This window comes from Acinetobacter junii CIP 64.5 (assembly GCF_000368765.1).
In the GTDB taxonomy this organism is placed as follows: domain Bacteria; phylum Pseudomonadota; class Gammaproteobacteria; order Pseudomonadales; family Moraxellaceae; genus Acinetobacter; species Acinetobacter junii.
In genome coordinates, this window is sequence record NZ_KB849655.1 from 1,569,231 (window position 1) to 1,595,893 (window position 26,663).

The window sequence follows — 26,663 nt, forward strand, 5'->3', positions numbered from 1 at the left end:
TTAGCCTTTCTTTTCTAAGCGCTCTGCCACGCGCAACCAAGCACTACGCGAACGAGGATTTGCTTTTACTTCTGCTTCACTCGCACGAATACGAGAAACCTTCTTCAAACGACGGGTATCAATCTGAGCTTGAGGCATGCCCCAGCCCGTATCCTCCGCTAAAGTAGATTCTTTTTGGATAAACTGCTTAATTAAGCGGTCTTCTAAAGAATGGAAGCTAATCACAGCCAACTGTCCTTTAGGTTTGAGTAATTCTACAGCTTGCGGCAAAAATATCTCAATATCTTCTAGTTCTTTGTTAATTGCGATACGGATTGCCTGAAAAGTCCGTGTTGCAGGATGCTTATGCTTCTCCCATTTAGGATGCGCAGTTTTCACCAATTCGGCTAATTGTGCAGTAGTTGTAAGCTCACCTGCTTGTTTAATCGCTTTAGCAATACGGCGGCTATAACGCTCTTCACCATATTGATAAATAATATTCGCTAATTTTTCTTCTTCAATTTCTAGTAACCACTCGGCTGCTGTAGGACCTTTTGAATTATCCATACGCATATCCAATGGTCCATTTTGCATAAAACTGAAGCCACGTTCTGCTTGATCTAACTGAGGAGAAGAGACTCCAAGATCTGCCATAATGCCATCGACTTCAGTAATTCCAATATTCGCTAATTCAGATTGAAGATCAGCAAAACTGGCATGAATAATTTTAAAACGCGGATCTTCTTGTTCTAATTGCGCAGCAACTTCTAGCGCTTGAGGATCTTTATCAAATGCATAAACTCGTGCATTTTGATCTAATTTAGAAAGCAAAAGTTTAGTATGACCACCTCGACCGAACGTGGCATCAACATAAATGCCAGTATCGCGACCTGCCAATACGCCATCAACGGTTTCATGAAGTAAGACAGAAATATGCGACATAAGAAATGAATCAACAGCTAAAAATGTAACTGCACATTATCACCTTGTTTTATGCCAGTACCAAACGACTTTTTGTAGAGAATTCTTAACTTTCCATAGATAAAACCGTTTTCTTGTCATTTTTCATCCAATAAAAAAGCAAATACACGACATATTTGCTTTTCACGACTAACTAAAAGGCTGATATAACTTTATTGAGCTAAGGTTTCTCAGCATAAATCTGATCAAAAATCGCCCCATTCACAAAATGAGTTTTTTGTGCCTTTGCCCACCCCCCAAAGACATCCTGAATATTAGGGTCTGTTGACATTTACTGTTCATAATTAAACCTATAAAGGTAGCCATAAAAATATACAGGCTAAGGCAACAGCACTTTGATAATTTCTTTTGAGCTTGTCATATCGAGTAGCTATCCCTCTAAATTGTTTTAATCTACAAAACATATTTTCAACTAAATGCCTGATTTTATATAAATACCAGTCCATATGATCATTGTTCGATTGGCTATTTATTTTCTTTGGTATATTCGCTTTTGTTCCTGTTTTTCTGATCTGCTCACGCAGTGGTTCTGAATCATAGCCTTTATCTGCGCATACCACTTCTGTCTCTTTTAAATCTAATGTTGCTATTAAATCAGGTGCAACTTTGATGTCATGTGTAGTGCCATCGGTAATCATGAAATCAATAGGATTGCCATGTGAATCAACAATCAAATGTATTTTTGAGGAGTTTCCTCCTACACTTTTAGAAATGGATTGATTCGCTATACCGGCAGAATGTTGATGAGCACGTACGTGAGAGCCATCAATAAAAATCCACTCCATATCGGGGCATGATGCTAATAATTTGAATAATCTAAGCAACTTACCGCTGCTTGACCAACGATTAAAACGTTTGAAAATAGAGTTTGATTGACCGAAATAGGAAGGAATATCTCGCCACGGACAGCCTGTTCTAATTCTATAGAGAATAGCTTCAATAAAATTACGTAAATTTGAGTTGTGATGAATAGATAAATTACGCAAAATAGTTTTCAACTTTTGCCAGTGTTGATCTGTCAGCATGGTACGAGGCATAGCGAATAGTAAAATTGGGTTTGGCGATTTGATTTTACTACTTCGCTATTTTTTTAAGCTAAAAGTGTCAACACACCCTAAATAATTTGATCTTTGGAAACTGTTTTGCATATTTCGTAGCGACCTCTGGATTTCTCGGGCGGAAATAATGTTTTGCAGCTAACTCTTGTCCTAGGGGTGAATAAAGGAAATTGAGATATCCACGCGCTAAATTACGATTACCATCCTTTTCCACCGTTTTATCAACGATCGCAACTGAAGGTTCCGCCAAGATCGAAATCGATGGATAAACAATTTCGAATTTGTCTTTGCCTAACCCTTGTGTCGCTAAAAGTGCTTCATTTTCCCATGATAACAATACATCTCCAATTCCACGCTCTGCGAAGGTTGTTAATGAGCCTCGAGCACCAGAGTCTAAAACTTTGACATTTTGATAAAGTTTTTTTACCAACTCACGAGCTTTGGCATCATTTCCATTCGGCTGTTTTAAAGCATATCCCCAAGCAGATAAATAAATCCAACGTGGAGCACCACCAGTTTTAGGATTTGGAGTGATGATTTCAACTCCTTCTCGGGTCAAATCATTCCAATCACGAATATTTTTGGGATTACCCTTTCGGACTAAAAAAACAACAGTTGAGGTATAAGGTGCAGAATTATTTTTAAACTGTTTCTGCCAATCTTTACGAATTAATCCTGCATTCGCAATCTCATCGATATCATTAGCTAATGCCAAAGTTACAACATCGGCCTGTAAGCCATCAATCACAGAGCGTGCTTGCTTGCCCGATCCACCATGTGATTGCTTAAATTCGACTTCCTGCCCTGTTTTACTTTTCCAGTATTTGCCAAAAGCTTGATTATATTCTTGATAAAATTCACGTGTTGGATCATAAGACACATTCAAGAAAGAAGTTGCTGCATGGGCACTCCCCCATAATCCAAATATAAATGCAACTGATGTGAATACACGCTTCATATTTATAACAACCTTATTTTTACTATTTATAGCACTATATTTTAATAAATATATTTTAGAATCAATCAGTTATAATGTTTTCTTCTTTATTATTCAGTTTTTAATCTAAATCATTTTGATCCATACATTTAGATGAGGAATCGTATTAGCTTATTTAAAATTGAACGTTCTTCACGTTTTCTACATATTTGCTTGCTAAATTTGACTTGCAAACAAACTAGCCACAAGGCTATAAATATTGAGTAGAAATTTACTGGAAGTTTATCTTTTTTGTGAAAAGTGTGACGTAGTTCTACTTTTTTATTAAGATTTATGTTTGAATCGTATCATTAAAGCAATAGTATAGTTGTTTAGTTAGTCTTGTAGACTCGGAAGTAATAAGGGAATGTTAGCAATGCGAGCATTAAAATTGAAAAAAACGATATGCTTAAGCCTATTTTTAGCTTGTTCAGTACAAATGGGACACGCTGCTGCTATCAAAGAAAGCAACAACATAAAAACTGTAGACAAATCTTCTTCTTTAATTGTCAAAGCGCTGGATCAGCAAAAACGTAATACATCGATGATCCCGTCGAGCAATGATGAACTTAAAATGTTGAATACGATTCGTACAACACCAACGCAAAACTTCTTTGCTACACAGCACGAACGTTTTTCACGCTTTGTTCAAACCATTTTCCAACCGCATAATTCTTAATTCTTTAAATATGTAACCCCTAACATGTTTAAATGCGCCTAGTCATTCCGTGACTAGGCTTTTTCGTTATAATAGTTTCAATTCTAATTTTAAATTCGATCACTTATGAAAGTCCGTACTCGTATTGCTCCCTCTCCTACTGGTTTCCCTCATGTAGGAACTGCATATATCGCTCTCTTTAACCTATGCTTTGCGAAACAGCATGGCGGTGAGTTTATTTTACGCATCGAAGATACGGATCAACTTCGTTCAACCCCAGAATCTGAAAAAATGATTTTAGATTCTTTACGTTGGCTTGGACTTAACTGGTCAGAAGGTCCTGATGTTGGTGGACCACATGCACCGTATCGCCAATCAGAACGTATGGGTATCTACAAACAATACGCACTTGAATTAGTGGAAAAAGGTCATGCTTTTTACTGTTTTGCGACAGCAGAAGAACTCGACCAAATGCGTGCTGAACAACAAGCACGTGGTGAAACACCTAAATATGATGGTCGTGGTTTAAAATTAACTCAAGAAGAAGTACAACGTCGTCTTGCAGTTGGTGAACCTCATGTCATTCGCATGAAAGTTCCAGAAGAGGGTGTCTGTAAAATCAATGACCTATTACGTGGTGAAGTTGAAATTCCTTGGGCACAAGTAGACATGCAAGTGCTATTGAAAACTGATGGCTTACCAACCTACCACCTTGCAAATGTTGTTGATGACCATTTAATGGAAATCACTCACGTTTTACGTGGTGAAGAATGGCTACCATCTGCACCTAAGCACCAATTGCTTTACCAATACTTTGGTTGGGACATGCCAACGCTTTGTCACATGCCTTTACTTCGTAATCCAGATAAGTCAAAGCTCTCTAAACGTAAAAATCCAACATCTATCAACTACTATCGTGACATTGGTGTATTGCCAGAGGCGTTGCTCAACTATTTAGGGCGCATGGGTTGGTCTATGCCTGACGAACGCGAAGTCTTTACTCTACAGGACATGATTGAAAACTTTGATGTGCAGCGTGTTTCACTTGGTGGACCAATTTTTGATGTAGAAAAACTCAATTGGCTTAATGGTCAATGGATCAAATCATTAACACCAGGACAACTCCTTGCTCGTTTGTTGACGTGGAAGTCTGATCGCCAAACACTTGAAGATATTGCAGCGGCGATTCAACCACGTATTAATCTTTTGTCTGAAGCTGTTAATTGGGCAGGTTTCTATTTTAACCATATGCCTCAAATCAACAAAGAGCAGTTTGAAAGCAAGAAATTGACAGAAGAACAAGTCCGTCAAAGCCTGCAATTTGCGATTTGGCGCTTAGAAAGCCAGTTCACATGGAACAATGAAACTGTCAGTCAAATTTTGATGGATTTGGCAAATCAAATGGAAATCAAACTACGTGATTTCATGCCTGCTTTCTTTATCGCAATAGCAGGCTCAACAAGTTCTACGCCTGTAATGCAAGCAATGGTGACTTTGGGTCCAGATTTAACTTTTGCTCGACTACGCCATGCTCTAGAGATCGTAGGTGCGCCTAGCAAGAAAGAACTGAAAGTGTGGGAAAAGTTAAATGAATCACTAAAATTGCCGAAAAATGATGCAAATAGTGAGACTTAAGTCCGTTTAATCATTGACGTGTGAGCGTAATCCACCTAATATTGCGCTCACACAAACTGGGGTCATAGCTCAGTTGGTAGAGCGCTACAATGGCATTGTAGAGGTCAGCAGTTCGATCCTGCTTGGCTCCACCAAACATTTTGTGTTGCCTCATCTGTCCCTATCGTCTAGAGGCCTAGGACATCGCCCTTTCACGGCGGTAACCGGGGTTCGAATCCCCGTAGGGACGCCAAATTCTTTTATCTAATAATTATATTTTTCTCTCAATCTTTCTCTTAATCAGATTGCACATTTCATAATTTTCCATAAAATAGCCGCTTCTCTATGCGTGGACAAATTGTCGTATGCAATCTTCCAACTCAAATTCGAATTCAGAATCAAAAACATTAAAACGTTCGATGAGCACGCGCCATTTAGTCATGCTATCTCTTGGCGGTGCAATTGGTACGGGCTTGTTTTTGGGTTCTGGTGAAGTAATCGCCCAAACTGGACCGATAGGTGCAATTATCGCCTATGTCTTGGGTGGATTGATCGCCTATATGGTGATGTTGTGCTTAGGTGAACTTGCAGTACACATGCCTGTCGCAGGATCATTTGGCGCATACGCTCAAAAATATATTGGTCCAGGCACAGGCTATATGATCTCATGGGTCTACTGGCTGACATGGACAGCAACATTAGGCACAGAATTTACTGCCGCAGCACTACTAATGCAAGAATGGTTTCCTCATATTTCTATGTGGATATGGACGATTATCTTTGCCGTAACTATTTTTGGACTCAACATGAGTTCAACACGCATTTTTGCTGAATCAGAATTTTGGCTGGCTTTAGTAAAAGTTGTTACAGTAATTGCCTTTATTCTTCTTGGCCTGCTGGCAATTTTTGGTTTAATCCCATTTAAAGGTTCTGAATCAGCACCTTTATTTCACAACTTAACTGCTCACGGTTGGTTCCCAGAAGGTCTTTTACCAATTTTCACCACGATGTTAATTGTGAATTTTGCCTTTTCAGGTACAGAACTGATCGGTGTCGCTGCTGGTGAAACAAAAGATCCTGCGGTGAATGTACCTAAAGCTATTAATGCGGCAATTTGGCGTCTGCTAATTTTCTTTGTTGGTACAATTATTGTGATCAGCGCATTATTACCATTCCAAATTGCAGGATTGGGTGGTGAAGGCGTCAGTAGCAGTCCTTTTGTTACCGTATTCAACTATATTGGCATTCCTTACGCAGATGACATTATTCGATTTGTCATTATCACTGCCCTTCTTTCTGCAGCAAACTCAGGTTTGTATGCAGCCTCTCGTATGATGTGGTCTTTGTCTGATCAACGTCAATTACCGAGAGTTTTTTCTAAACTGTCTAAAAGTGGCACGCCAATTATTGCACTTATCGTGACGATGTTTGGTGCTCTACCAGGATTATTATCTGAACATTTTGCACCTGAAACGATCTTTAAAAATCTACTTGGAATCGCTGCATTTACGATGGTGATCGTGTGGATGAGTATCTGCTGGAGTCAATTTAATTTTAGACGCCAATGGTATAAAGCTGGATACACAGCAAAAGATTTAAAATTTGCTGCCCCTCTTTATCCTATCGTTCCTATTTTAGGTTTTGTGTTCTGTTTCATTACTGGTTTAAGTATGGCAGCAGATCCTGAAATGCAGGCGGGCTTTATTGGTTGTTTATTATTCATTGCGGCATGTTATTTAAGTCACTATGTCTTTTATCGTGATCAAAAATAAGCCGACAAACAAAAATGCAGCTTAAACAAGCTGCATTTTTTATTTAGGTATAAAAATCATCATCTAAATAGTATTTTATCTCTTAAATCCTTATTTTTGATTATTTATCCCCCAATGCGCTTTATTTTTAAACATTCATTTATTTTTTTTAATTTTTCTTTAGAAAAGTGTTTGACACCCCACCCAATTCACCCTAATATACGCCCACCTCTGAAACGTCCCTATCGTCTAGAGGCCTAGGACATCGCCCTTTCACGGCGGTAACCGGGGTTCGAATCCCCGTAGGGACGCCAATATTTATTATTGTTTTCAGATGTATGCCTCATATAAGTCCCTATCGTCTAGAGGCCTAGGACATCGCCCTTTCACGGCGGTAACCGGGGTTCGAATCCCCGTAGGGACGCCAAATTCTAAAAAGCCACTGCATCGACAGTGGCTTTTTTCTTATTCGCTTCCAATCCCAACTTGTACTTCTAAACGACCTGATTGTACACGCAAGCCTCGAATCTCGAATTGATCTACTAATTGCTGAACCAACTCTCGACTTTCTTGCAAAATGTTTAATCCCGGCAAAATACTAAAGTCAGTCAAACTCAATAATTTATCGACCATCCATGAACGATTATTAATGAAATCAATAAATCCAGCTTCTTCAAGGTCGATATACCACAAGCGATGCCCCTCTTTTTGAATACCAGGTATATCGCGAACCAAGTGATTAATCAGAAATGGAATCGGTAAGGAGTTAATCAGCTCAAAACTCACGTTGCCGACACGACGTGTTGCCCAATTCGTTAAAGTTCCAGCATGGCGAACTTGTAAATCAAGATGCTCATCGACCTGACGCAAGCGTAAATATTTTTCTTGTCCTATCCGACACTCTAAAACATTGAATTCAAGCGACAGACGATACAAAAAACGACGATAGTGCCCATCCAATTCGATATGAAAACGATCATTACCACATTCGATTTTGATATCGTCGATTTCTGTACGGTCAATGCGTTTACGAATTTGATTATTGAGCAACATTTCAGGTAAATAAAGCGTTAAGCTACTTTTGCCTAAAGATGCTCTAGCCATGGCCAATGCAACCTGACGAGCAGCTTCACTGGTTTCCGAAACCATGTCTCGCACAGTATTGCGTACACCTTCCACACCACGTTTCGTATGATGTGTAACATGATCCAATGCATCTAATGCCGCATCCGCCACACCTGCGATATTTCGCGAGGTGTCACTAGCAAATTCAACTGCATCTTGTGCATGTTGTAATGTCTTATTGATTAGCCGACGTGATAAAGATGGTTTCGCAGTCACTTCATTGTCTGCAGGCATAGTATCAAACATCGCCTTTTTATCATCTTGTCGATTCAAGATGCTCTCCCTCTTCCCTTTTTACTGGCTCAATACAAATGAGCTGCGATCTGCTTTCTGAACTTATTAGACGTTTTTAAGTAGATTAGCATGCTATCTAGAGCAATTTGCGTATTTTTGTTGCACAGAAATAAATAATCCTGATCAACATTTAGCTCTAGATGGCGTCTAAATTCTACTCCTCATCTTTATGAACGATATTCAATTCATCCTGATCGATCTGCTGTTTCTGCTGCTCCAATAAAGCCTTATATTGTGCAAGCTCCTGTTGTATCGTGGCTATTTTGCTTGGAATGTCGTTATCGCTAAATGATCGACTTGCTCTTAAAGCAACCCATGCCGCTTGTAAGTTTTCAAAATCATTTGTTTTCTCAAGCTTTGCTTGCATCCATTCCATCAATCTTTGTGCTCGACTCTGTCGCTCAAATTGGTAAGCAAACAGCGCACTCCACAAAGCTTGCTCAGTCGGTTGTTTCAACAATGTTTTTTGTATTTGCTCAAAGAGCTTCAATTGCTGATCACAATATACTGTGAGGATATGCTCATAAAACCAATGTGCAAATTGAGCCATCTCATCTACAATTTTCTCACGTTGCACAAACAGCTGCTCTCGATCAGGATGTTGCTTATTCAAACGGAACTCACCGAAATATGCATTGGTCCCTTGATCTAAAATAAGTTGAATATCTGCTAAATCAAGCAGCTCTCCTAGACGACGTGTTGAAGAAGCCAATTGTTCGAGCAGCTGTAGTCGAGAGAAAGAATCAGATAATGTCCCGATTGATGCAGGATGAGCTTCCATCTCTAACCAAAATTTAGTCAATAATCCTGCATCATGATTTAAATAGTGCTGAAACTGCTCTTCTCCAATCCATCGTCTAAAAGATTGTTGCAGCGTAGCAGTCCGCTCTAAACTCATTATCATTTGATCTGTACTGAGCAGTTGGGGTGCACTGGCTATCACATCTTTACTCAAAGGAATATTTAAGTCTTTTGCTCCAAAAATTCCTCCTAAAGTTTTACCCAATGAGTTTAAACCACGCCCAACATCTGCAAATACACTGGTTTCTGCACTTCGTGATTCCAAGAACGCAGATGGTAGTAACTTCGAAATTGATTGGTCTAATATTTTGTTGTAACTCTTTTGATCTATTGGCTTTTCAAATCGACACAACAAATCAATCGCATGCTCAACATCGCTAATACCTTTTTTGTACTCAGACTGGTTTCGATGAACGAGACACTCGATGTAACTATAAAAAGCAACTTCATTACGTTGTGTTGATTGTTGTGCTGCCCATTCATACAATTCGATCGCCTTTGAATATTCGGCGGCTCCAGCATATGATTTAGCTAATGCTGTAGCGTGCTGAACTGTAGGATATTGCTGGTAAAAATACCTCAACAAATCCAATTTTGGCTGTTGATCCAAACATAGATCCAATTGCCTTAAATAATGATTAATTTGTTGCTGATTAGGTTCAGTTACTAAAAAATTAAGCTGATACTCTAGACATTGTTCATACCAAGCATGCTTTCGGGCATGAAATTCATAGGCAGGGATAAATTCGTTCTCGATCAACTGAATGAGTTGACGTGTATACAGGATATCTTCCTCAGTCTCTGAATGAAACTTCCATTGCTTGGGCAAAGACATCTTAAATAAGCGCAGCAAAAAGTTAGCACTCAGATCTGGACTCTCCATACTCACCAACATCAATTTATCTTGAGAGGAAAGATGCTCTTTACCTTTTTGAATGCGTGATAAACGTAATTTTAGAATTTTAATCGGTAACATACGTATTCTTCGAATAACTATTCAGTAACTCTTCAACTCAAATTAGCATGGCTGAATACTGCTTAGCGAATAGCTTTAGACGAAGTGCAAAATATATCAATCTAATTATCCAAACTGCTCTAGAATTGGCATACCTACAACTGAATCAGTAAATAAAACAATTCCATAGCCACAACATTTTAGCTTTTTCACAATTTTCGCTAAAATAAGCAAAACCCTATAGGATAAATCTATGCAATACCGTTGCCCTAAATGTCAAAGCGTGAAAATTATGCCTGTCAGTCAGGGTGCAAATAGCCCTCGTCCCAATGTACCTAAAAGCTTAGTACTATTAGTCCCTGCGATCTTTATTTTACTGATCCTTGTCTTAATTAGTATTGGGATGTGGATTTTTGGAAATGGTGCAGGACAAGGCTTACAAATTGCGACAGTTGCTGTATTTGCTGTGTGTGTAATTGCAGGTGTTCTATTTTGGCGTGATCTTCCAGATTTTAAAATTTCAATGCAAGCCTTTATGCAAGCGCAAAAGCATTGGAAATGTCGTGATTGTAACCACGAATGGCAGAATTAATTTAAAAAATAGAAAAGTTCACATCAGCTCAATGCTGATGTGAATGTTCTTGTTCGGCATGTTGATGCGTATGCTGGCAGTTCATTTCAGCATCATCTTCAATTTGTAATGTCACCTCAGCTATACCATGTTCATGTGCCAACATTTCAGTTGCAGCTTGATGTAATTGCTTACGATCAGCATTTGGTGCAAATAAATGTACGGTCAGATGAATATTCTTTGAGGTAATCGCCCAAACCTTAAGTTGATGAATACTCTCAACACCCTGTAACGCCAATAAGTCGTTACGCAGTTTTTCAATATCCACTTCTTCAGGTACACCTTCAAGGAGAATATTGATACTTTGACGAAGCAAAATCCAAGTTCTTGGTAACACCCAAAACCCAATTGCAACGGCAATAATCGTATCAACCCAATACCAATTGGTGTAGTAAATAATGACCGCACCAATGATCACACCAACTGAGCCAAGTGCATCACTTAACACTTCCAAATAAGCGCCTTTCATATTCAAACTTTCGGCTGCACTCGACATCAAAATCTTCATGGAAATAAGATTAATGACAAGACCCAAAGACGCAACGATAAGCATGCCTACACTCTGAATCTCAGGAGGTTGTGTAAATCGTTGATAAGCTTCGTAAAGGATATAGATTGCAACAAAAAATAGCATGGAAGCATTAAATAACGCCGCCAAGATTTCAAAACGCTGATAACCAAATGTGCGTTTATTATCTGCTGGACGTTTAGCGATTTTAATCGCAGCCAAAGCAATCGCGAGTGCTGCCGCATCAGTAAACATATGCGCTGCATCGGACAGCAATGCCAAACTTTGTGTAATTAAACCCGCAATAACTTCGACGATTAAAAATGTTGTTGTCAGCACCAACGCAATCGTCAATTTTTTTGCGTTGCCTTCAGTAACTACAGCATGACTATGATCATGCCCTTGATGTCCACTCATGTTGGACTCCTTATCATTATTAGCGTAAAACCCAATGAGTTTTACAAGTCAGCCAAAGTTGAAATGCTTTGGCTGGTTTAGTTTCTTCTTAATAAAATGCTTTACTAAGAAGATAACATAAATAGATTAAATGGTGCTTTCCTGACTTTTGCTGGATTTCGTCTCATTCATCCAACGATAAACGATTGGTAAAATGAGCAAGGTCAGTAAAGTTGATGAAATAATCCCACCAATCACCACAGTTGCTAAAGGACGTTGCACCTCTGCACCAGTACCAGTCGCAATTGCCATTGGAATAAAGCCAAGCGAAGCAACAAAAGCCGTCATTAATACAGGACGTAATCTTAAGATTGCTCCCTGCCATGTGGCTTTATGCACATCAAACTGCTCACGAAGTTCTTTAATAAAACTCAGCATCACAAGACCATTCAATACAGCGACACCTGACAGTGCGATGAATCCCACACCTGCCGACATTGACAGTGGAATATCTCGAAGCCAAAGTGCAACCAAACCACCAGACAATGCGAATGGCACGCCGCTAAAGACCAATAAACTTTCTTTAAAGTTATGGAACACAGCCATCAATAAAACAAAGATGGTAATTAACGCGAGTGGAATCACGATCTGCATACGTGCTGCAGCAGAAGCCAAATTCTCAAACTGCCCACCATATTCCAACCAATATCCCGCAGGCAAAGGTTGTTGTTTAAGGGTTGCTTGTAACTCTTGGACAAATGAACCCAAATCACGCCCTTCCACATTGGCAGTCACAATGACACGACGTTTACCATTTTCACGTCCGACCTGATTCATACCTGAAATGGTTTCCACCTTGGCAATATCTTGCAACTGGATCAAACCACCATTAGGCAATTGGATAGGTAGTTGAGCTAGGCTTTGTGCTGTACGTTGACTATCAGGTAAACGGATTTCAAAATCAAAACGGCGGTCACCTTGTAAAATCTGACCGACATTCTGACCACCGACACTCGCTGCAACAACATCTTGAATCGATTTCACAGATAAGCCATATTGCGCTGCAAGTGCATGATTGATATCTACATTTAACACAGGTAAACCACTGGTTTGTTCAACTTTGACCGCTGTTGCACCTGAGATCTTTTGTACTTTCTGAGCAATTGCTTGTGCTTGTGTATTGAGCACCTCCATATCATCGCCAAAAACTTTGATACCGACATCACTCCGTACACCCGAAATCAACTCATTAAAGCGAAGCTCAATCGGTTGTGAAAACTCACTGTTGTTGCCTGGAATATTTTCCAGAAATGCCTGCATCCGTGTCCGTAACTCATCAATAGTTTCCTTTGGATTTTCCCACTGATCTCGTGGTTTTAATAAAATCACCGCATCGGAAATATTGGGTGGCATTACGTCCGTTGCAACTTCAGCCGTACCTGTTCGAGCAAAAACAGCTTTAACTTCTGAGAAATTCTTTAAGATTAGTTTTTCAGTGTTCTCCTGCATTCTTAAAGACTGTTCCAAACCTGTGCTTGGAGAGCGCATTTGCTGTAAAGCAAAATCCCCTTCACTCAATTGTGGTGCAAACTCACTACCAATTTGCGTGGTCAATACACCAGTCAAAACTAAAATACTCACCGCTAAAGTCACAACCACCATCTTAAATTGATATGCCCAATCTAAGATTTGTTGATATTTTCTTTTCAGCGCTTGCATCCAACGAGATTCTTTTTCTTTCACCTCACCTGTAATAAATAACGCCACAGCCGCTGGAACAAAAGTCACCGATAAGATCATGGCACCAAGCAATGCCATCACCACGGTCATCGCCATTGGATGGAACATTTTTGCTTCTACACCTGTTAGTGCAAAAATCGGCAAGTACACAACAATAATAATCGCCTGTCCAAACAGTAACGGCTTACGTGCTTGTTTTGCTGCAAGGAATACTTCTTTAAAGCGCTCGCGACGTGTTAATAATCGACCTGCATGATGTTGTGCTTCTGCGAGCCGTCGAATACAGTTTTCGACAATCACCACTGCACCATCGACAATAATCCCGAAGTCCAATGCGCCTAGACTCATCAAATTGGCACTAATATTTTGCTCAGCCATTCCTGTTAAGGTAAACAACATCGAAAGCGGAATGACACAGGCCGTAATTAAAGCCGCACGGAAATTACCTAAGAACACAAAGAGAATCACGATGACGAGGATCGCACCCTCAACTAAGTTCTTTTGAACAGTTTTAATGGCTTTATTTACTAAACTAGTACGATCATAAACCGTTTCAATTTCAACCCCTTTCGGCAAAGTCGACTGAATTTCTTGGATTTTTGCATCTACCGCTTGGGCAACAGTACGACTGTTTTCGCCCATCATCATCATGGCGATACCTAATACCGTTTCTTCGCCATTATAGGTTGCAGCACCCGTACGTAAATCATGCCCAATCGCAACCGTTGCAATATCGGCTACACGTATGGGTAAACCATTTTTGACACTTACGGTAATATTTTGGATATCTTCAACAGTGCTCAACATGCCTGGAACACGGACAGTAAGCTGCTGACCATTTTCCTCAATAAATCCCGCACCACGGTTTTCATTATTTTCCTGTAGAGCTGTTTGAAACTCTGTCAGTGAAATTTGAAGCTGCTGCAAACGTTTTAAATCAGGAGAAACGATATAGGTTTTGTTATAACCGCCAATACTATTGATTTCAGCAACACCTTTCACTCGCTGCAATTGCGGACGCACAATCCAGTCTTGGATCTCGCGCAAATCCATAGCAGTATATGGCGTACCATCTTCTTTTTTGGCATCAGGTTTAGCTTTAATCACCCACTGGTAAATTTCGCCCAAGCCCGTAGAAACAGGTGACATGAGTGGATCAACTGCATCTGGCAACTGCCCATCGGCTTCTTGCAAACGTTGATTAATTAACTGTCTCGCCCAGTAAATATCAGTGCCATCTTTGAAAATAATAGTGACTTGCGATAAACCATAACGTGATATTGAACGAGTTTGCTCTAAGTTTGGAATCCCTGCCATGGCGGTTTCAATCGGATAAGTAATCCGCTGTTCGACTTCGAGAGCTGTATAACCATTGGCTTGGGTATTAATTTGCACTTGGGTATTGGTAATATCTGGCACTGCATCAATCGGCAGTTTTTGATAACTCCATATCCCAACCGCAATCCACGTCATCACAAACAACATGACCCAAATCGCATTACGGATCGCAAATTGAATAATGCGATCAAATAAGCCCTCTGGCTTCGGCAATTGAGAGGAATTAGTGTCCATGCGCAGCCTCTCCTTTCTCAAGCTCTGATTTCAGCAAGAAGCTTCCTTCAGCCACATAAGATTGACCTGCTGTTAAACCTTGGGTAATTTCAACCCATTGTCCATCTTGGGTACGCTGTCCAACTTGCACAGGTACTGCAACAAAATCAAAGCCTTTGTTTTGATTTGCTTTTGCAACAAAAACGGTATCTTTACCTTCAACCTGTTGAATCGCCTGTGCACTGACGCGGATAGCCGACTGTTTTGAGCCTACTTGTAGCTCTACATTCACCATCAAATTTGGACGTAATTCGGCTGCATTTGACAATACTTTAGCACGTACTTGTAAACGCCCTGTTTGTGCATCGGCTTCAGTCGTAAGACTTTGCACTTGTGCGTTAAATTGATTGCCCGTTTGCAAAGATTTGAAGCGAATTTGTTGATTTGGCTGAACATTAACGTTCGCCACCGTTGGCATAACAAATTCCAACCAAAGTTGATCGAGTTGATCAATAGTGAACAACTGATCTGCAAGTTGGACATTTTCCCCAATCACAATATCTTTATTACTGATCACACCATTAATCGGTGCTGTTAGAGTGTAACGACCACTAGAATTCGAACCTGCACCAAAAGCTGTTAAACGTGAGCGAGCGGCTTGCACCTGAATTTGCGCTTGGCGATAAGCATTATAAGCACGCTGATAATCTTGTTTTGCAGAAATTCCCTGCGACCACAAACTGCGTTCACGTTCATAATCTTGTTTTGCCAAATCCAAATTTGTCTGCGCAATTTGTAAATTGGCTTGTTGATCGACTAAATCGGGTACCAACAAATTTGCTAGAGCTTGACCACGTTTGACTTGCTGGCCCAATTCAACATACACAGACTCCACTCGCCCTGCAAAACTCGGCGAAACGTGTGCTTGTCTATCCGTATTGACCATTATCTTTGCTGGAAAGGTCTGAACTTGATTGACTGCACCCAAAGCAACTTGAGCAAGTTTGACGTTTTGCTGTTGCATTTGCTCATTGGTCAGAGTGAGTTTTTCCTCGTCTTCCGCCTGCTCTTTTTCACCTTCAGCACCTTCTTTTTCATTTTCTTGATGGGCATGCTCTTGCTCTGCATTCTCTGTGGTTTCAGCTTTTGAACCCCATAACACAGCTCCAGCAAGTATTCCTGTGACAACAATAATGATGCTAATCCAAACCCATTGAGAACGTGTCTTTAATGTGTTGCCCATGTTTATTCTCCTAATTGGTTTGGAAATGAATTACTTTGTTGCCAAACACGTTGATTCAATTGCATCAGTGCATCTTTGGTTGTGATTTGCTCGACAGGAAGACCCATACGCGCACTTTGAACTTCTACACTCAACTGCCATGCTTGTTTAAGGAGTTGTACTTTACGCAAGCGAACATCTTGTAATTGGGTGGTCGCTTGCTGCACGTCAGTCACAGCAAATTTACCAAGACGAAAACCTTCTAAGGTTTTTTGCTGAACTTGGGTTGCCAAGGGCACCTGCTGATCATTCAGTTGTTTAAATTGCATGTGTAAGCCACGTAATTCTGCAAGACGAACATCGATATCCATCTGATTTTGTTGACGGTAGAAACGCTGTTGCTGTTGAATCAGTGTTTGTTTGGCCTCTGCAATCTGAATACCGTATTTTTGTGGATTAAAAATATTAAGAGGAATCTCAACGCCTAAACGAATTTGATTTTCAGTGTTTTGATCTGCTGATCGAGTCCGATTCACCCCTAAGGTCATAATCGGCTGAGGACGAGATTTTGCTTTGAGCTGCTCGATATTGGCTTGTTGACGTTGTGTTTCTAATTGCAAACTACGCTCAAACAAATTCTCAATGTTTTGTTCATCAGTCTTCACAGCTGTGGCTCTTGCCCAAAGCTCATTGACAGTTGGTGCAATCATAAATTGATTCGCATCACTGCCCCAGAAACTGGCTAACTGTTTCTGTGCGACTTGCAGCTGTAAATCAGCCTGCTGAAAAATACGCTGATTCTCTAAATGAGCCATACGCACACGTTCGACATCAACTTGAGCAATACTACCGGCCTGATAGCGTTTTAAAGTGGCATCTAAATTTTGCTGACTCACTTGCAACTGTTCTGCGATCAATGACTTTTCTAATTGGAATAACGCCACTTGCGACCATGCATATTGCACAATCAAATCTAGCTCTGCATTGTAACGTTGCTGTTCTAAATCAACTTGAGTTGCCGAAAGTTGAGCGACTTTCTGCGCTGCACGACGCTGACCAAAAAGATCCAAAGCTTGCGAAACACCAATTGCTAACTCTTGATCTTTGTTACTTTGTAAGCCTGTTTGTTCAACAGAAATACTTGGATTCGCCCACAAAGCGCTTTGTTTAAGCTGCGCACTTGCCATTTGTTGCTGTGTTTGCCAACTTGACTGATTCGCTTGATAGCTACGAATCTGTTCGAGAATTTGCTCAAAGTTAGCATTTGATTGCACTAGGCGTGCTGCGTTTTTATTTGCATTCAATAACGACTCAGCAGAAACAGATTGACCAACAGCCATCACAGTTAAAGCTGTAGCCAATATCGACCATTTGAATGCTGACAATGAAACTTGATTTTTTAGCGCCAGAGTGCGCTGATTTAAACTTAAAGACATTTTAAGCCCCGTAAATTAATAAGGTTGCGGTGGGCTATTTTTCGGCTACCCCACCTATAGCGGGGTGAATACAGGTGGCGGGGTGAGTTGTGATAAATGTGGCGACTGGTACAAATTAGACCAGTAATATTTTTGTTCTATTTCATGCGTCTGTAAAATTGGTTCATTCAACTGCTGTTGCGCTTCGGTCACAACGACATGAAAACAAGATGGCAAATGATCATGATGATCTTGCAAGCTCAAAGGCATTGGTAAATCAGTCGTATCCTGATTAATCGAATGGATATGCTGTTTCGTTACAACCTCAGCATTCGCAGGAAGATGATGACCAAAATGACTATCTAAGATTGACTGTTGACTAATATTTTCATGTCCGCAATACGCGGCAGCCACATTCCAAAGACTTTGGAATATGAACAAACTCAGCAAGACGGAAATGAAAAGACTAGAATGGCGCAAAAGTTTCTCTTTAGACAAAAATTTCTCAAATGGACTATAGCAAGTAAGTTCGATGTAATAAAATTACATTTAGCAAGATAAAAATAGAAAACAAAGTAAATCTGACTGCTTTAAAAAATAATTTAACTCATCAATATATTTATCTTCATGAATAGGAAACTGATTATTTAAATAGGGTCTGTTGACATTTACTGTTCATAATTAAACCTATAAAGGTAGCCATAAAAATATACAGGCTAAGGCAACAGCACTTTGATAATTTCTTTTAGCTTGTCATATCGAGTAGCTATCCCTCTAAATTGTTTTAATCTACAAAACATATTTTCAACTAAATGCCTGATTTTATATAAATACCAGTCCATATGATCATTGTTCGATTGGCTATTTATTTTCTTTGGTATATTCGCTTTTGTTCCTGTTTTTCTGATCTGCTCACGCAGTGGTTCTGAATCATAGCCTTTATCTGCGCATACCACTTCTGTCTCTTTTAAATCTAATGTTGCTATTAAATCAGGTGCAACTTTGATGTCATGTGTAGTGCCATCGGTAATCATGAAATCAATAGGATTGCCATGTGAATCAACAATCAAATGTATTTTTGAGGAGTTTCCTCCTACACTTTTAGAAATGGATTGATTCGCTATACCGGCAGAATGTTGATGAGCACGTACGTGAGAGCCATCAATAAAAATCCACTCCATATCGGGGCATGATGCTAATAATTTGAATAATCTAAGCAACTTACCGCTGCTTGACCAACGATTAAAACGTTTGAAAATAGAGTTTGATTGACCGAAATAGGAAGGAATATCTCGCCACGGACAGCCTGTTCTAATTCTATAGAGAATAGCTTCAATAAAATTACGTAAATTTGAGTTGTGATGAATAGATAAATTACGCAAAATAGTTTTCAACTTTTGCCAGTGTTGATCTGTCAGCATGGTACGAGGCATAGCGAATAGTAAAATTAGGTTTGGCGATTTGATTTTACTACTTCGCTATTTTTTTAAGCTAAAAGTGTCAACACACCCTAATCAGTTTCCTAAAAAATTATTTACATTCACAACTTAAGTGAGAATGATGATGCTGCTTTGTAGTCTTGGTTTTCATTTCTTGCTGAGACTGAATATTTTTTCTAGAAAAATTAATCCGCCATCTGCATTTGCGAGGGTTGCAGAAAATAATAAAACTACTAAGCCTAATTTTACATTTAATTGAATAGACATACTCATTACCTCATTTAAATATTTCAGATTTATTTAAGGATTTAATCCAAAAATAAAATTAATTTGACTTATGCTTTCATCAACCGACCTTAGTACTCATTAAAAGGTCTAAAAAACATAAGGATTTCTTTGCTACTAAAACCAACTGAACAATGAAGGAAGCACACCATGTAAACGTAGCTCTTCAAAAAGCTGAACTAAAGCTGCAACCCAGATAAACCAAACCACTTGCCCCAAAAAAATACGGAAATGTTTTGGAGATACTTGATAAAAATCAGGCTCTTTAAAGTTTTTGAAGCTTGGTAAAAAGCGAGGGGTTGTGCTTACATAATCTGAATATCTTGTTCCATATTTTTTACTCAAGAACACTTCTTCTTGACGCATAACATAATGGTAATAACCAAGAAAATAGATCGTAAATAAGATTGGGAAGACAAACGTCTCTGTCAGAAACATGATGCCAACGCCGCCTAAATAACTAAATAGATATAGTGGATTTCTACAAAGAGAATATGGACCTTCGGTCACTAATTTTGCATTCTTAAATCCTGAAATATAAAGACTGCACCATATTCTCCCCATCACACCAATGCCTACAAATAGCCATCCGAAGAACCATAAAATATGTTCTATAAATGAAGACTGGAAATGCCATTCACTAGAACTCAATGCAAGAATAATCGCCAATGTAAATCCAATAACTCTTGAACTCACAGTCCTAACACGTGGGGAAAATAAAATATTCATTTTATAAACCTCAATGACTGCAAATCATTAAAGATGAAATAGGAACTTCATTAAAATGATATTTTTGCTGATGAGGAATGGAGGATGAATACTGGAACAAATTGGATTCATGAATGAAGGAAACGTTCCGTAAAGATTTACAAAATCTTGATAAAACTGTAGATAGCATCGTCTTATCAGCATAATGATGAGCACGTTTCAGTGAGTAATCTACAGAGAAGATCGTTGTACTGTATTTACAAGTATAATTAAGCATAGAATAACCCTTTGAAATAGATATATTTCTAGTGGGTTATTTTTTGGCTACCCCACTAATAGCGGGGTTGATTCAGGTGGTGGATTAAATTCAGACAAATAAGGGGATTGGTAGAAATCTACCCAATAATATTTTTGTTTTAATTCATGTGCTCTGAAAATTGGCTCATTTAGTTGTTGTTCTGAAGCTAAAACGACTACATTCGTACAGGTTGGCAGATGATCATGATGATCTGTGACATTAATAGATTTCGATGTATCTGAAACCTTTAAATCAACCTCAGCATCACTGCTATTTTTGGTTGAGCTTTCAGAAAAATGATGACCAAAATGCGAATCTGAGATAATTTGTTCAGTTGGATTTTCGTGCGTGCAATAAGCTGCAGCCACATTCCAAATGCTTTGGAATATGAACAAACTCAATAAGACTGTCATAAATACAGCAGAACGTCGCACGTTTGATCAACTGTTCAAAATTTATTGAAGCATAGCAACGAAAGCTTATGTAATAAAATTACATTATTAAGTGAGATTGTTTTAATTACGTAACCAATCTTATAAATCCATTTTTTGTCCTTCAAATGATAATCTAAGCAATAAAAAAACCAGCCCGAAAGCTGGTTTCTTTTAGTTTACGGGCAATTAACCTGTAATCTTCTTATATTTGGTGCGTTTCTGGGCCGCATCTTCACCTAAACGTGACTGACGGTATGCTTCGTATTCTGCATAGTTACCAGTATAGAATTCTGGTTGTTCGTTTTCGAACGATAAGATATGCGTTGCAATACGGTCAAGGAACCAACGGTCATGCGATACTACCATTACCGTACCAGGGAATACCAAAATAGCATCCTCTAGTGCACGTAAAGTTTCGATATCCAAATCGTTTGATGGCTCATCCAGTAGGATTACGTTAGCGCCCATTTGAAGGATCTTGGCAAGTTGTAAACGGTTACGTTCACCACCAGACAATTCACCTACGCGTTTTTGCTGATCTTGACCTTTAAAGTTAAAGCGACCGATATATGCACGTGATGCAATTTCGTAATCACCAATTTTTAAGATATCTAAACCACCAGAAACTTCTTCCCAAACAGTTTTATTGTTGTCTAGGGTGTCACGGATCTGACCAACATAAGCGACTTTAACCGAATCACCTAATGTCACAGTACCTGTATCAGGTTGCTGCTCACCAGTCATCATACGGAATAACGTCGTCTTACCTGCACCGTTTGGACCAACGATACCGACAATCGCTGTAGGCGGTACAGTAAAGCTTAAGTTCTCGTACAATACGCGACCATCAAACGATTTACTGATGCCTTCAACTTCTACAACCTTATTACCTAGACGTGGACCAGGTGGAATGTAGATTTCAGACGTTTCATTACGCTGTTGGAATTCTTTAGAGTTAAGCTCTTCAAAACGTTCCATACGCGCTTTGTTTTTCTTTTGCTGACCTTTCGCATTTGAACGAACCCATTCAAGTTCTTTTTTCAATGCTTTAGCAAAAGATTCTTCTTGTTTCTGTTCTTGCTCTAAACGCGCATTCTTTTGCTCTAACCAAGAAGAATAGTTACCTTGATAAGGAATACCATGTCCACGGTCAAGTTCAAGAATCCACTCAGCCACGTTATCTAAGAAATAACGGTCATGCGTAATCGCAACGATAGTACCAGGGAAATCTTTTAAGAAACGCTCTAACCAAGTAACTGATTCAGCATCCAAATGGTTCGTTGGTTCGTCTAGAAGCAACATGTCTGGCTTAGAAAGCAATAAACGACACAATGCTACACGACGGCGCTCACCACCTGAGAGTTTAGTAACATCAGCATCCCAAGCAGGAAGATTTAATGCGTCAGCAGCAATCTCAAGTTGATTATTGAGATTATGTGCATCCCAAGCATGAATAATTGATTCTAACTTTTCTTGCTCTTTTGCAAGTGCATCAAAATCAGCATCAGGATCAGCGTATTCAGCAAAAACTTGATCAAGACGTTCTAGAGCATCAAGTGCCTCACGTACGCCATCTTCAACGTTTCCGCGAACATCTTTAGTAGGATCAAGTGGCGGTTCTTGTTCTAAGTAACCGATTTTGATTCCAGGTTGTGCACGAGCTTCACCAGAGAAATCTTTATCTACGCCCGCCATAATACGGAGCAAGGTAGACTTACCTGCACCGTTTAAACCAAGCACACCAATTTTTGCACCTGGGAAAAATGATAAAGAGATGTCTTTTAAGATTTCGCGCTTAGGCGGAACCATCTTCGACACTCGGTTCATCGTATAAATATATTGGGCCACGCAGGACTCCTCAATTGAAAAACCAATACATCGCAAAAAGCGAAAAATAATCGCACGTATTATACGCTGAAAACCCAATCAACATGAAGTTAAGTTAGATTTTGTTTGTGCCAATTAAAAGCATTTTCTTTTTCAAGACATTACGCAATTTCATTAAACAAATACACCAAGTCTTATGCAGCCACATCTTGCTATAGATATGAATAAAAACGCTATAAATCGCATAATTTATGCACCATTTTGGATAAGTTTTAGGCTACACTCGCTGATTATTTAACTCACGAAGATGATGTAACCATGACATACAAAGATGAAACTTTAGCCATTCATGCGGGATATTCACCAGAAGCAACCACCAAAGCAGTGGCTGTTCCAATTTCTCAAACAACATCTTATGCCTTTGATAACACTCAACATGGTGCCGATTTATTTGATTTAAAAGTTCAAGGCAATATTTATACTCGAATCATGAATCCCACCACAGCAGTACTTGAGCAACGTATCGCTGCACTGGAAGGTGGGATTGGCGCTTTGGCACTAGCATCAGGAATGGCTGCAATTACCTATTCGATTCAAACGATTGCTGAAGCTGGAGATAATATTGCATCCGTATCTACTTTATACGGTGGTACTTACAACTTATTTGCTCATACTCTGCCTAAGCAAGGCATCGAAGTTCGTTTTTTTGATTATCAAAACCCAGAAGCACTACGTTCAATCATTGACGACAAAACTAAGTTAGTTTTCGTTGAGTCGATTGGTAATCCACTTGGTAATATTATTGACCTCGAAGCAATTGCCAAAATCGCCCATGAATATGGTGTACCTGTCATTGTTGATAACACAGTGGCAACACCTGCTCTACTCAAACCATTTGAGTTTGGTGCCGATATCGTAATTCATTCACTCACTAAATATATCGGTGGTCATGGCAACAGCATTGGCGGCATTATTGTGGATAGTGGGAAATTCCCTTGGGGTAAATATCCTGAACGTTTTAAAACTTTAAATACTCCTGATCCAAGCTACCACGGCGTGAATTATGTCGAAGTATTAGGTGAAGCCGCCTATATCGCACGTGCGCGGGTCGTTCCATTACGTAATACTGGCGCTGCAATTAGCCCACTCAGTGTATTTTTGATTTTACAAGGATTAGAAACCCTAAACCTACGTATGGAACGTCATACCGAAAATGCCCTGAAAGTTGCCGAATATCTGAAACAACATCCAAAAGTAAAATGGGTGAACTATGCAGGTCTTAGTGACCACCCACAGCATAAATTGGCACAAAAATACGTGAAAGGTAAACCTTCTGCGATCCTTTCCTTTGGAGTTCAAGATGGTCGTGAAGGAGGAACTCGTTTTATTGATGCATTACAGTTGTTTACTCGTCTCGTAAACATTGGTGACGCAAAGAGTTTGGCATGCCATCCAGCAACTACAACTCATCGCCAATTGAATGCAGAAGAACTTCAATCTGCAGGCGTGAGTGAAGATCTCGTTCGTTTATCTGTTGGTATTGAGCATATTGATGACCTGATTGCCGACCTCGAACAAGCTCTTGCACAAGTATAATTTATAAGCAAAAGAATAAGCCCCATAATTGGGGCTTATTTTTTATACAAAATCCATTAAATATTTGTTCTTTTTCAAGTATTACAATATCTTGTTTTAGAGCTTTTACTCTAAAAAATTATTATGTTTCAAATGTTTAAACTGGACAAACCTAAAATATCGGTTAATATTACACCAAAATAAAGTGCAGTGTTTAATCGCAATAAGAAAGCATTGCAAACAACAGCTTGATTAATGTAGGTAACGTACATGAACGCAAAACTCAAAAAACTTTTTAATCAAAAAGTCGACGGTAAAACAATCATTGTCACTGGTGCTTCAAGTGGTATTGGTTTAACGGTTTCAAAACACCTCGCTCAAGCTGGTGCGCATGTCTTATTGCTCGCTCGTACCAAAGAAACTTTGGATGAAGTAAAAGCAGAGATCGAAGCAAACGGAGGAAAAGCATCGGTATTTCCGTGTGATTTAAATGACATGGAATCAATTGATGCGGTTTCGAAAGAAATCCTTGCCTCAGTTGATCATATTGATATTCTGATCAACAATGCAGGCCGCTCAATTCGTCGTGCTGTGCATGAATCAATTGATCGTTTCCATGATTTTGAACGTACTATGCAACTGAATTATTTTGGCGCAGTTCGTTTAGTACTCAATGTATTACCGCACATGATGCAACGTAAAGATGGTCAAATCATCAATATCAGCTCAATCGGTGTACTTGCCAATGCAACTCGCTTCTCAGCTTATGTTGCGTCTAAAGCTGCATTAGATGCTTTCAGCCGTTGTTTATCTGCTGAAGTGCATTCTCATAAAATTGCAATTACTTCGATTTATATGCCTTTAGTCCGTACGCCAATGATTGCACCGACTAAGATCTATAAATATGTACCGACTCTTTCACCTGAAGAAGCAGCTGACCTAATTGCTTATGCTATCGTGAAACGTCCGAAGAAAATTGCGACACACTTGGGTCGACTAGCTTCTATCACCTATGCCATTGCACCTGATATCAACAATATCTTGATGTCGATTGGCTTTAATTTATTCCCTAGCTCGACAGCATCAGTGGGTAAGCAAGAGAAATTAAATCTAATCCAACGTGCGTATGCGCGCTTATTCCCAGGCGAACACTGGTAATCTGCGATAATTTGAAAAAACCTCCTCTACGGAGGCTTTTTTATGTACAAAAATACAATGTGTATAAATCCAGACTTATCCACAGGGTGTTGATTATCTAAGCAGATTTCGGCTGTTGTCCGACCCAACGACTGGTTTTTTCTAAAGCCAATTTCAAATCGATTTCGTGTATATTCCACTTTTGAATCAGTTGAGCCAATGAAGTCGTATTCAGTGGCTCAGTTCGAATAAAATCTAACATTTCCTTAGACATCTCTAACTGCTGAGCCAGCCATTTCCATTTTAGTATCACTCTTAAGACAGCTAAAGGCACATAGCGTGTAGGTGCTTGCTGATTAACTTGTGTAGCGATGATATTAAACATCTCAGCTAAAACAAAACGTTGTTGATGAGCTACCAACAGTTCACGTTGGGCTAAACTGTTCTCGGTTGCAGCAAGTGCCATGACTTTCACCAAGTAATCTACTGTCACCAGTGGCAAATAATGTTGAGGTGTAGCAGGTATTGCACCCATTTTTTTCCGCTTTAATAAATCCACCATTTGGGCAATCGGTTGATTGTCAGGAATTTCTCCCGTAAGCGCATCGCCCACGACAGTTGCTGGATGAATGATGGTCCAATCGATCTTTAATTCTTCTGCCAATCTCATCCATGCATAATGAGCTTCAATTTTGGATGCCTCATACGCACCCAATTGTTGATAAACCCTATTCCAATCAGTGGTTTCAGGTTGATCGAGACAAATTCCCGCTTGTTGTAAATGCGAGTGAATAGTCAACATGTACCCTGAAACGTGGATGGCACGTTCTAATTTGCAGTATTTATTCAGACTTGAAAGTAAATTCAGCGCCCCTTCAACATTAACCTTGCGCGCATGTCGCATACTTAAATCCCAAGCAAACAATGCACTACTGTTGTACAAAGTATTCACTTGCTGTAATTGTTCCCAAGTGCTGCTCTCTATACCCAAATCAACTTGCGTCACATCACCTTGCACACACTGAAAACGCTCTAAATTTATATTTCGATTTCTCAGCCAATCTTCGAGCTGTCTTTGCTGCTGAGCTTTATTACGGAGCAATGCAAAAACTTGATGTCCTTGTTGTAACAATTCGGCAATCAAAAACCGCCCAACAAATCCTGTAGCACCAGCAACAAATGTGACTTGTAAAGATTGCTCTACTTTTAAAGTTGTTTGTTTCATTTGAATGACTCTTTTTTGTCGTTGTAGGAATAGGCTAAAGGATGGAGTACACTCAAAGGTCAAGGGTATTTTTATAAAAA

The 26,663-nt window shown here is 39.4% G+C and carries 20 protein-coding genes, 4 tRNA genes and 2 pseudogenes; 10 read left to right on the forward strand and 16 right to left on the reverse strand.

Annotated elements, in window-relative coordinates; all coding sequences use genetic code 11:
* The 4 genes and pseudogenes from rsmH to F948_RS13060 all read right to left on the reverse strand — a co-directional run.
* Entirely contained in the window at positions 1–921 is a 921-nt protein-coding gene (rsmH, locus tag F948_RS13045) for a 16S rRNA (cytosine(1402)-N(4))-methyltransferase RsmH (protein WP_004964621.1), read from the reverse strand.
* A gap of 199 nt (positions 922–1,120) precedes the next feature.
* A pseudogene (locus F948_RS16595) lies at positions 1,121–1,213 on the reverse strand (sulfate transporter); the annotation flags it as partial.
* A gap of 37 nt (positions 1,214–1,250) precedes the next feature.
* On the reverse strand, positions 1,251–1,997 hold the full coding sequence (locus F948_RS13055; protein ID WP_004912080.1) for an IS5 family transposase: 747 nt from the start codon (positions 1,995–1,997) through the stop codon (positions 1,251–1,253).
* 73 nt (positions 1,998–2,070) lie between these two features.
* Positions 2,071–2,976 (reverse strand): annotated as a pseudogene (locus tag F948_RS13060) (sulfate ABC transporter substrate-binding protein); the annotation flags it as partial.
* A 457-nt stretch (positions 2,977–3,433) separates the two neighbouring features.
* Between F948_RS13060 and F948_RS13065 the strand changes: the two are divergent.
* The 7 genes from F948_RS13065 to F948_RS13095 all read left to right on the forward strand — a co-directional run bounded on the left by F948_RS13065 (position 3,434) and on the right by F948_RS13095 (position 7,444).
* Positions 3,434–3,673 (forward strand): DUF4179 domain-containing protein, encoded by a 240-nt coding sequence (locus tag F948_RS13065; RefSeq protein ID WP_371863821.1) that lies wholly within the window; start codon positions 3,434–3,436, stop codon positions 3,671–3,673.
* Between the two features lie 105 nt (positions 3,674–3,778).
* Entirely contained in the window at positions 3,779–5,287 is a 1,509-nt protein-coding gene (gene gltX, locus F948_RS13070; protein ID WP_004964626.1) for a glutamate--tRNA ligase, read from the forward strand.
* 58 nt (positions 5,288–5,345) lie between these two features.
* Positions 5,346–5,421, forward strand: a tRNA-Ala gene (locus F948_RS13075).
* 22 nt (positions 5,422–5,443) lie between these two features.
* Positions 5,444–5,519 (forward strand) — tRNA-Glu (locus tag F948_RS13080).
* Between the two features lie 112 nt (positions 5,520–5,631).
* On the forward strand, positions 5,632–7,038 hold the full coding sequence (locus tag F948_RS13085; RefSeq protein ID WP_004909664.1) for an amino acid permease: 1,407 nt from the start codon (positions 5,632–5,634) through the stop codon (positions 7,036–7,038).
* Between the two features lie 217 nt (positions 7,039–7,255).
* Positions 7,256–7,331, forward strand: a tRNA-Glu gene (locus F948_RS13090).
* 37 nt (positions 7,332–7,368) lie between these two features.
* Positions 7,369–7,444 (forward strand) — tRNA-Glu (locus F948_RS13095).
* Between the two features lie 38 nt (positions 7,445–7,482).
* Here the strand turns inward: F948_RS13095 and F948_RS13100 are convergent.
* Both F948_RS13100 and F948_RS13105 read right to left on the reverse strand, forming a co-directional pair.
* Positions 7,483–8,415 (reverse strand): hypothetical protein, encoded by a 933-nt coding sequence (locus F948_RS13100; RefSeq protein WP_004964628.1) that lies wholly within the window; start codon positions 8,413–8,415, stop codon positions 7,483–7,485.
* A gap of 175 nt (positions 8,416–8,590) precedes the next feature.
* Complete coding sequence (locus tag F948_RS13105; RefSeq protein ID WP_004964631.1) at positions 8,591–10,213, reverse strand: hypothetical protein; 1,623 nt, start codon at positions 10,211–10,213, stop codon at positions 8,591–8,593.
* Positions 10,214–10,445: 232 nt separating this feature from the next.
* Here F948_RS13105 and F948_RS13110 point away from each other — a divergent pair, with 232 nt between their 5' ends.
* Positions 10,446–10,784, forward strand: coding sequence for a hypothetical protein (locus tag F948_RS13110; RefSeq protein WP_004909706.1), 339 nt, complete (start codon positions 10,446–10,448; stop codon positions 10,782–10,784).
* Between the two features lie 28 nt (positions 10,785–10,812).
* Here F948_RS13110 and F948_RS13115 read toward each other — a convergent pair whose 3' ends face one another.
* The 9 genes from F948_RS13115 to ettA form a co-directional block, all read right to left on the reverse strand.
* Positions 10,813–11,748 carry a cation diffusion facilitator family transporter gene (locus F948_RS13115; RefSeq protein ID WP_004909708.1) on the reverse strand — a complete coding sequence of 312 codons (936 nt, stop codon included), beginning with the start codon at positions 11,746–11,748 and terminating at the stop codon, positions 10,813–10,815.
* 126 nt (positions 11,749–11,874) lie between these two features.
* Positions 11,875–15,039: an efflux RND transporter permease subunit gene (locus F948_RS13120; RefSeq protein WP_004964635.1), complete on the reverse strand. Its 3,165-nt coding sequence runs from the start codon at positions 15,037–15,039 to the stop codon at positions 11,875–11,877.
* A complete protein-coding gene (locus F948_RS13125) occupies positions 15,029–16,261 on the reverse strand; it encodes an efflux RND transporter periplasmic adaptor subunit (RefSeq protein WP_004964638.1) in 1,233 nt (410 codons plus the stop codon). Before F948_RS13125 ends, F948_RS13120 begins: the two co-directional genes overlap by 11 nt.
* Positions 16,262–16,263: 2 nt before the next feature.
* Positions 16,264–17,676 (reverse strand): TolC family protein, encoded by a 1,413-nt coding sequence (locus tag F948_RS13130; protein ID WP_004964642.1) that lies wholly within the window; start codon positions 17,674–17,676, stop codon positions 16,264–16,266.
* A gap of 54 nt (positions 17,677–17,730) precedes the next feature.
* A complete protein-coding gene (locus F948_RS13135) occupies positions 17,731–18,153 on the reverse strand; it encodes a cation efflux protein, CzcI-like (RefSeq protein WP_004964645.1) in 423 nt (140 codons plus the stop codon).
* A gap of 189 nt (positions 18,154–18,342) precedes the next feature.
* A protein-coding gene (locus tag F948_RS13140) for an IS5 family transposase (RefSeq protein ID WP_228128829.1) occupies positions 18,343–19,088 on the reverse strand; the annotation gives its coding sequence in 2 pieces (ribosomal slippage) (positions 18,343–18,404 and positions 18,404–19,088; 747 coding nt in all).
* A gap of 408 nt (positions 19,089–19,496) precedes the next feature.
* Positions 19,497–20,108 (reverse strand): methyltransferase family protein, encoded by a 612-nt coding sequence (locus tag F948_RS13145; RefSeq protein WP_004678818.1) that lies wholly within the window; start codon positions 20,106–20,108, stop codon positions 19,497–19,499.
* A 303-nt stretch (positions 20,109–20,411) separates the two neighbouring features.
* Positions 20,412–20,819 (reverse strand): cation efflux protein, CzcI-like, encoded by a 408-nt coding sequence (locus tag F948_RS13150; protein ID WP_017397365.1) that lies wholly within the window; start codon positions 20,817–20,819, stop codon positions 20,412–20,414.
* Between the two features lie 186 nt (positions 20,820–21,005).
* Positions 21,006–22,667 carry an energy-dependent translational throttle protein EttA gene (ettA, locus tag F948_RS13155; protein WP_004964655.1) on the reverse strand — a complete coding sequence of 554 codons (1,662 nt, stop codon included), beginning with the start codon at positions 22,665–22,667 and terminating at the stop codon, positions 21,006–21,008.
* Positions 22,668–22,964: 297 nt separating this feature from the next.
* On the opposite strand from ettA, the gene F948_RS13160 reads away from it, so the two are divergent.
* Positions 22,965–24,242, forward strand: coding sequence for an O-acetylhomoserine aminocarboxypropyltransferase/cysteine synthase family protein (locus F948_RS13160; protein ID WP_004964656.1), 1,278 nt, complete (start codon positions 22,965–22,967; stop codon positions 24,240–24,242).
* A gap of 249 nt (positions 24,243–24,491) precedes the next feature.
* The gene (locus F948_RS13165) at positions 24,492–25,379 is read left to right on the forward strand and encodes an SDR family NAD(P)-dependent oxidoreductase (protein WP_004951483.1); all 888 of its coding nucleotides are present in this window, start codon (positions 24,492–24,494) and stop codon (positions 25,377–25,379) included.
* A 97-nt stretch (positions 25,380–25,476) separates the two neighbouring features.
* Here the strand turns inward: F948_RS13165 and F948_RS13170 are convergent, their stop codons facing one another.
* Positions 25,477–26,583: an SDR family oxidoreductase gene (locus F948_RS13170; RefSeq protein ID WP_004964661.1), complete on the reverse strand. Its 1,107-nt coding sequence runs from the start codon at positions 26,581–26,583 to the stop codon at positions 25,477–25,479.
* Between the last annotated feature and the right edge of the window lie 80 nt (positions 26,584–26,663).

What these genes read in the sequence shown, in the direction of transcription:
- rsmH (WP_004964621.1), bottom strand. Translation starts at nt 921, where the DNA reads ATGTCGCATATTTCTGTCTTACTTCATGAAACCGTTGATGGCGTATTG.
- F948_RS13055 (WP_004912080.1), bottom strand. Translation starts at nt 1,997, where the DNA reads ATGCCTCGTACCATGCTGACAGATCAACACTGGCAAAAGTTGAAAACT.
- F948_RS13065 (WP_371863821.1), top strand. Translation starts at nt 3,434, where the DNA reads ATGGGACACGCTGCTGCTATCAAAGAAAGCAACAACATAAAAACTGTA.
- gltX (WP_004964626.1), top strand. Translation starts at nt 3,779, where the DNA reads ATGAAAGTCCGTACTCGTATTGCTCCCTCTCCTACTGGTTTCCCTCAT.
- F948_RS13085 (WP_004909664.1), top strand. Translation starts at nt 5,632, where the DNA reads ATGCAATCTTCCAACTCAAATTCGAATTCAGAATCAAAAACATTAAAA.
- F948_RS13105 (WP_004964631.1), bottom strand. Translation starts at nt 10,213, where the DNA reads ATGTTACCGATTAAAATTCTAAAATTACGTTTATCACGCATTCAAAAA.
- F948_RS13110 (WP_004909706.1), top strand. Translation starts at nt 10,446, where the DNA reads ATGCAATACCGTTGCCCTAAATGTCAAAGCGTGAAAATTATGCCTGTC.
- F948_RS13115 (WP_004909708.1), bottom strand. Translation starts at nt 11,748, where the DNA reads ATGAGTGGACATCAAGGGCATGATCATAGTCATGCTGTAGTTACTGAA.
- F948_RS13120 (WP_004964635.1), bottom strand. Translation starts at nt 15,039, where the DNA reads ATGGACACTAATTCCTCTCAATTGCCGAAGCCAGAGGGCTTATTTGAT.
- F948_RS13125 (WP_004964638.1), bottom strand. Translation starts at nt 16,261, where the DNA reads ATGGGCAACACATTAAAGACACGTTCTCAATGGGTTTGGATTAGCATC.
- F948_RS13130 (WP_004964642.1), bottom strand. Translation starts at nt 17,676, where the DNA reads ATGTCTTTAAGTTTAAATCAGCGCACTCTGGCGCTAAAAAATCAAGTT.
- F948_RS13145 (WP_004678818.1), bottom strand. Translation starts at nt 20,108, where the DNA reads ATGAATATTTTATTTTCCCCACGTGTTAGGACTGTGAGTTCAAGAGTT.
- F948_RS13160 (WP_004964656.1), top strand. Translation starts at nt 22,965, where the DNA reads ATGACATACAAAGATGAAACTTTAGCCATTCATGCGGGATATTCACCA.
- F948_RS13165 (WP_004951483.1), top strand. Translation starts at nt 24,492, where the DNA reads ATGAACGCAAAACTCAAAAAACTTTTTAATCAAAAAGTCGACGGTAAA.
- F948_RS13170 (WP_004964661.1), bottom strand. Translation starts at nt 26,583, where the DNA reads ATGAAACAAACAACTTTAAAAGTAGAGCAATCTTTACAAGTCACATTT.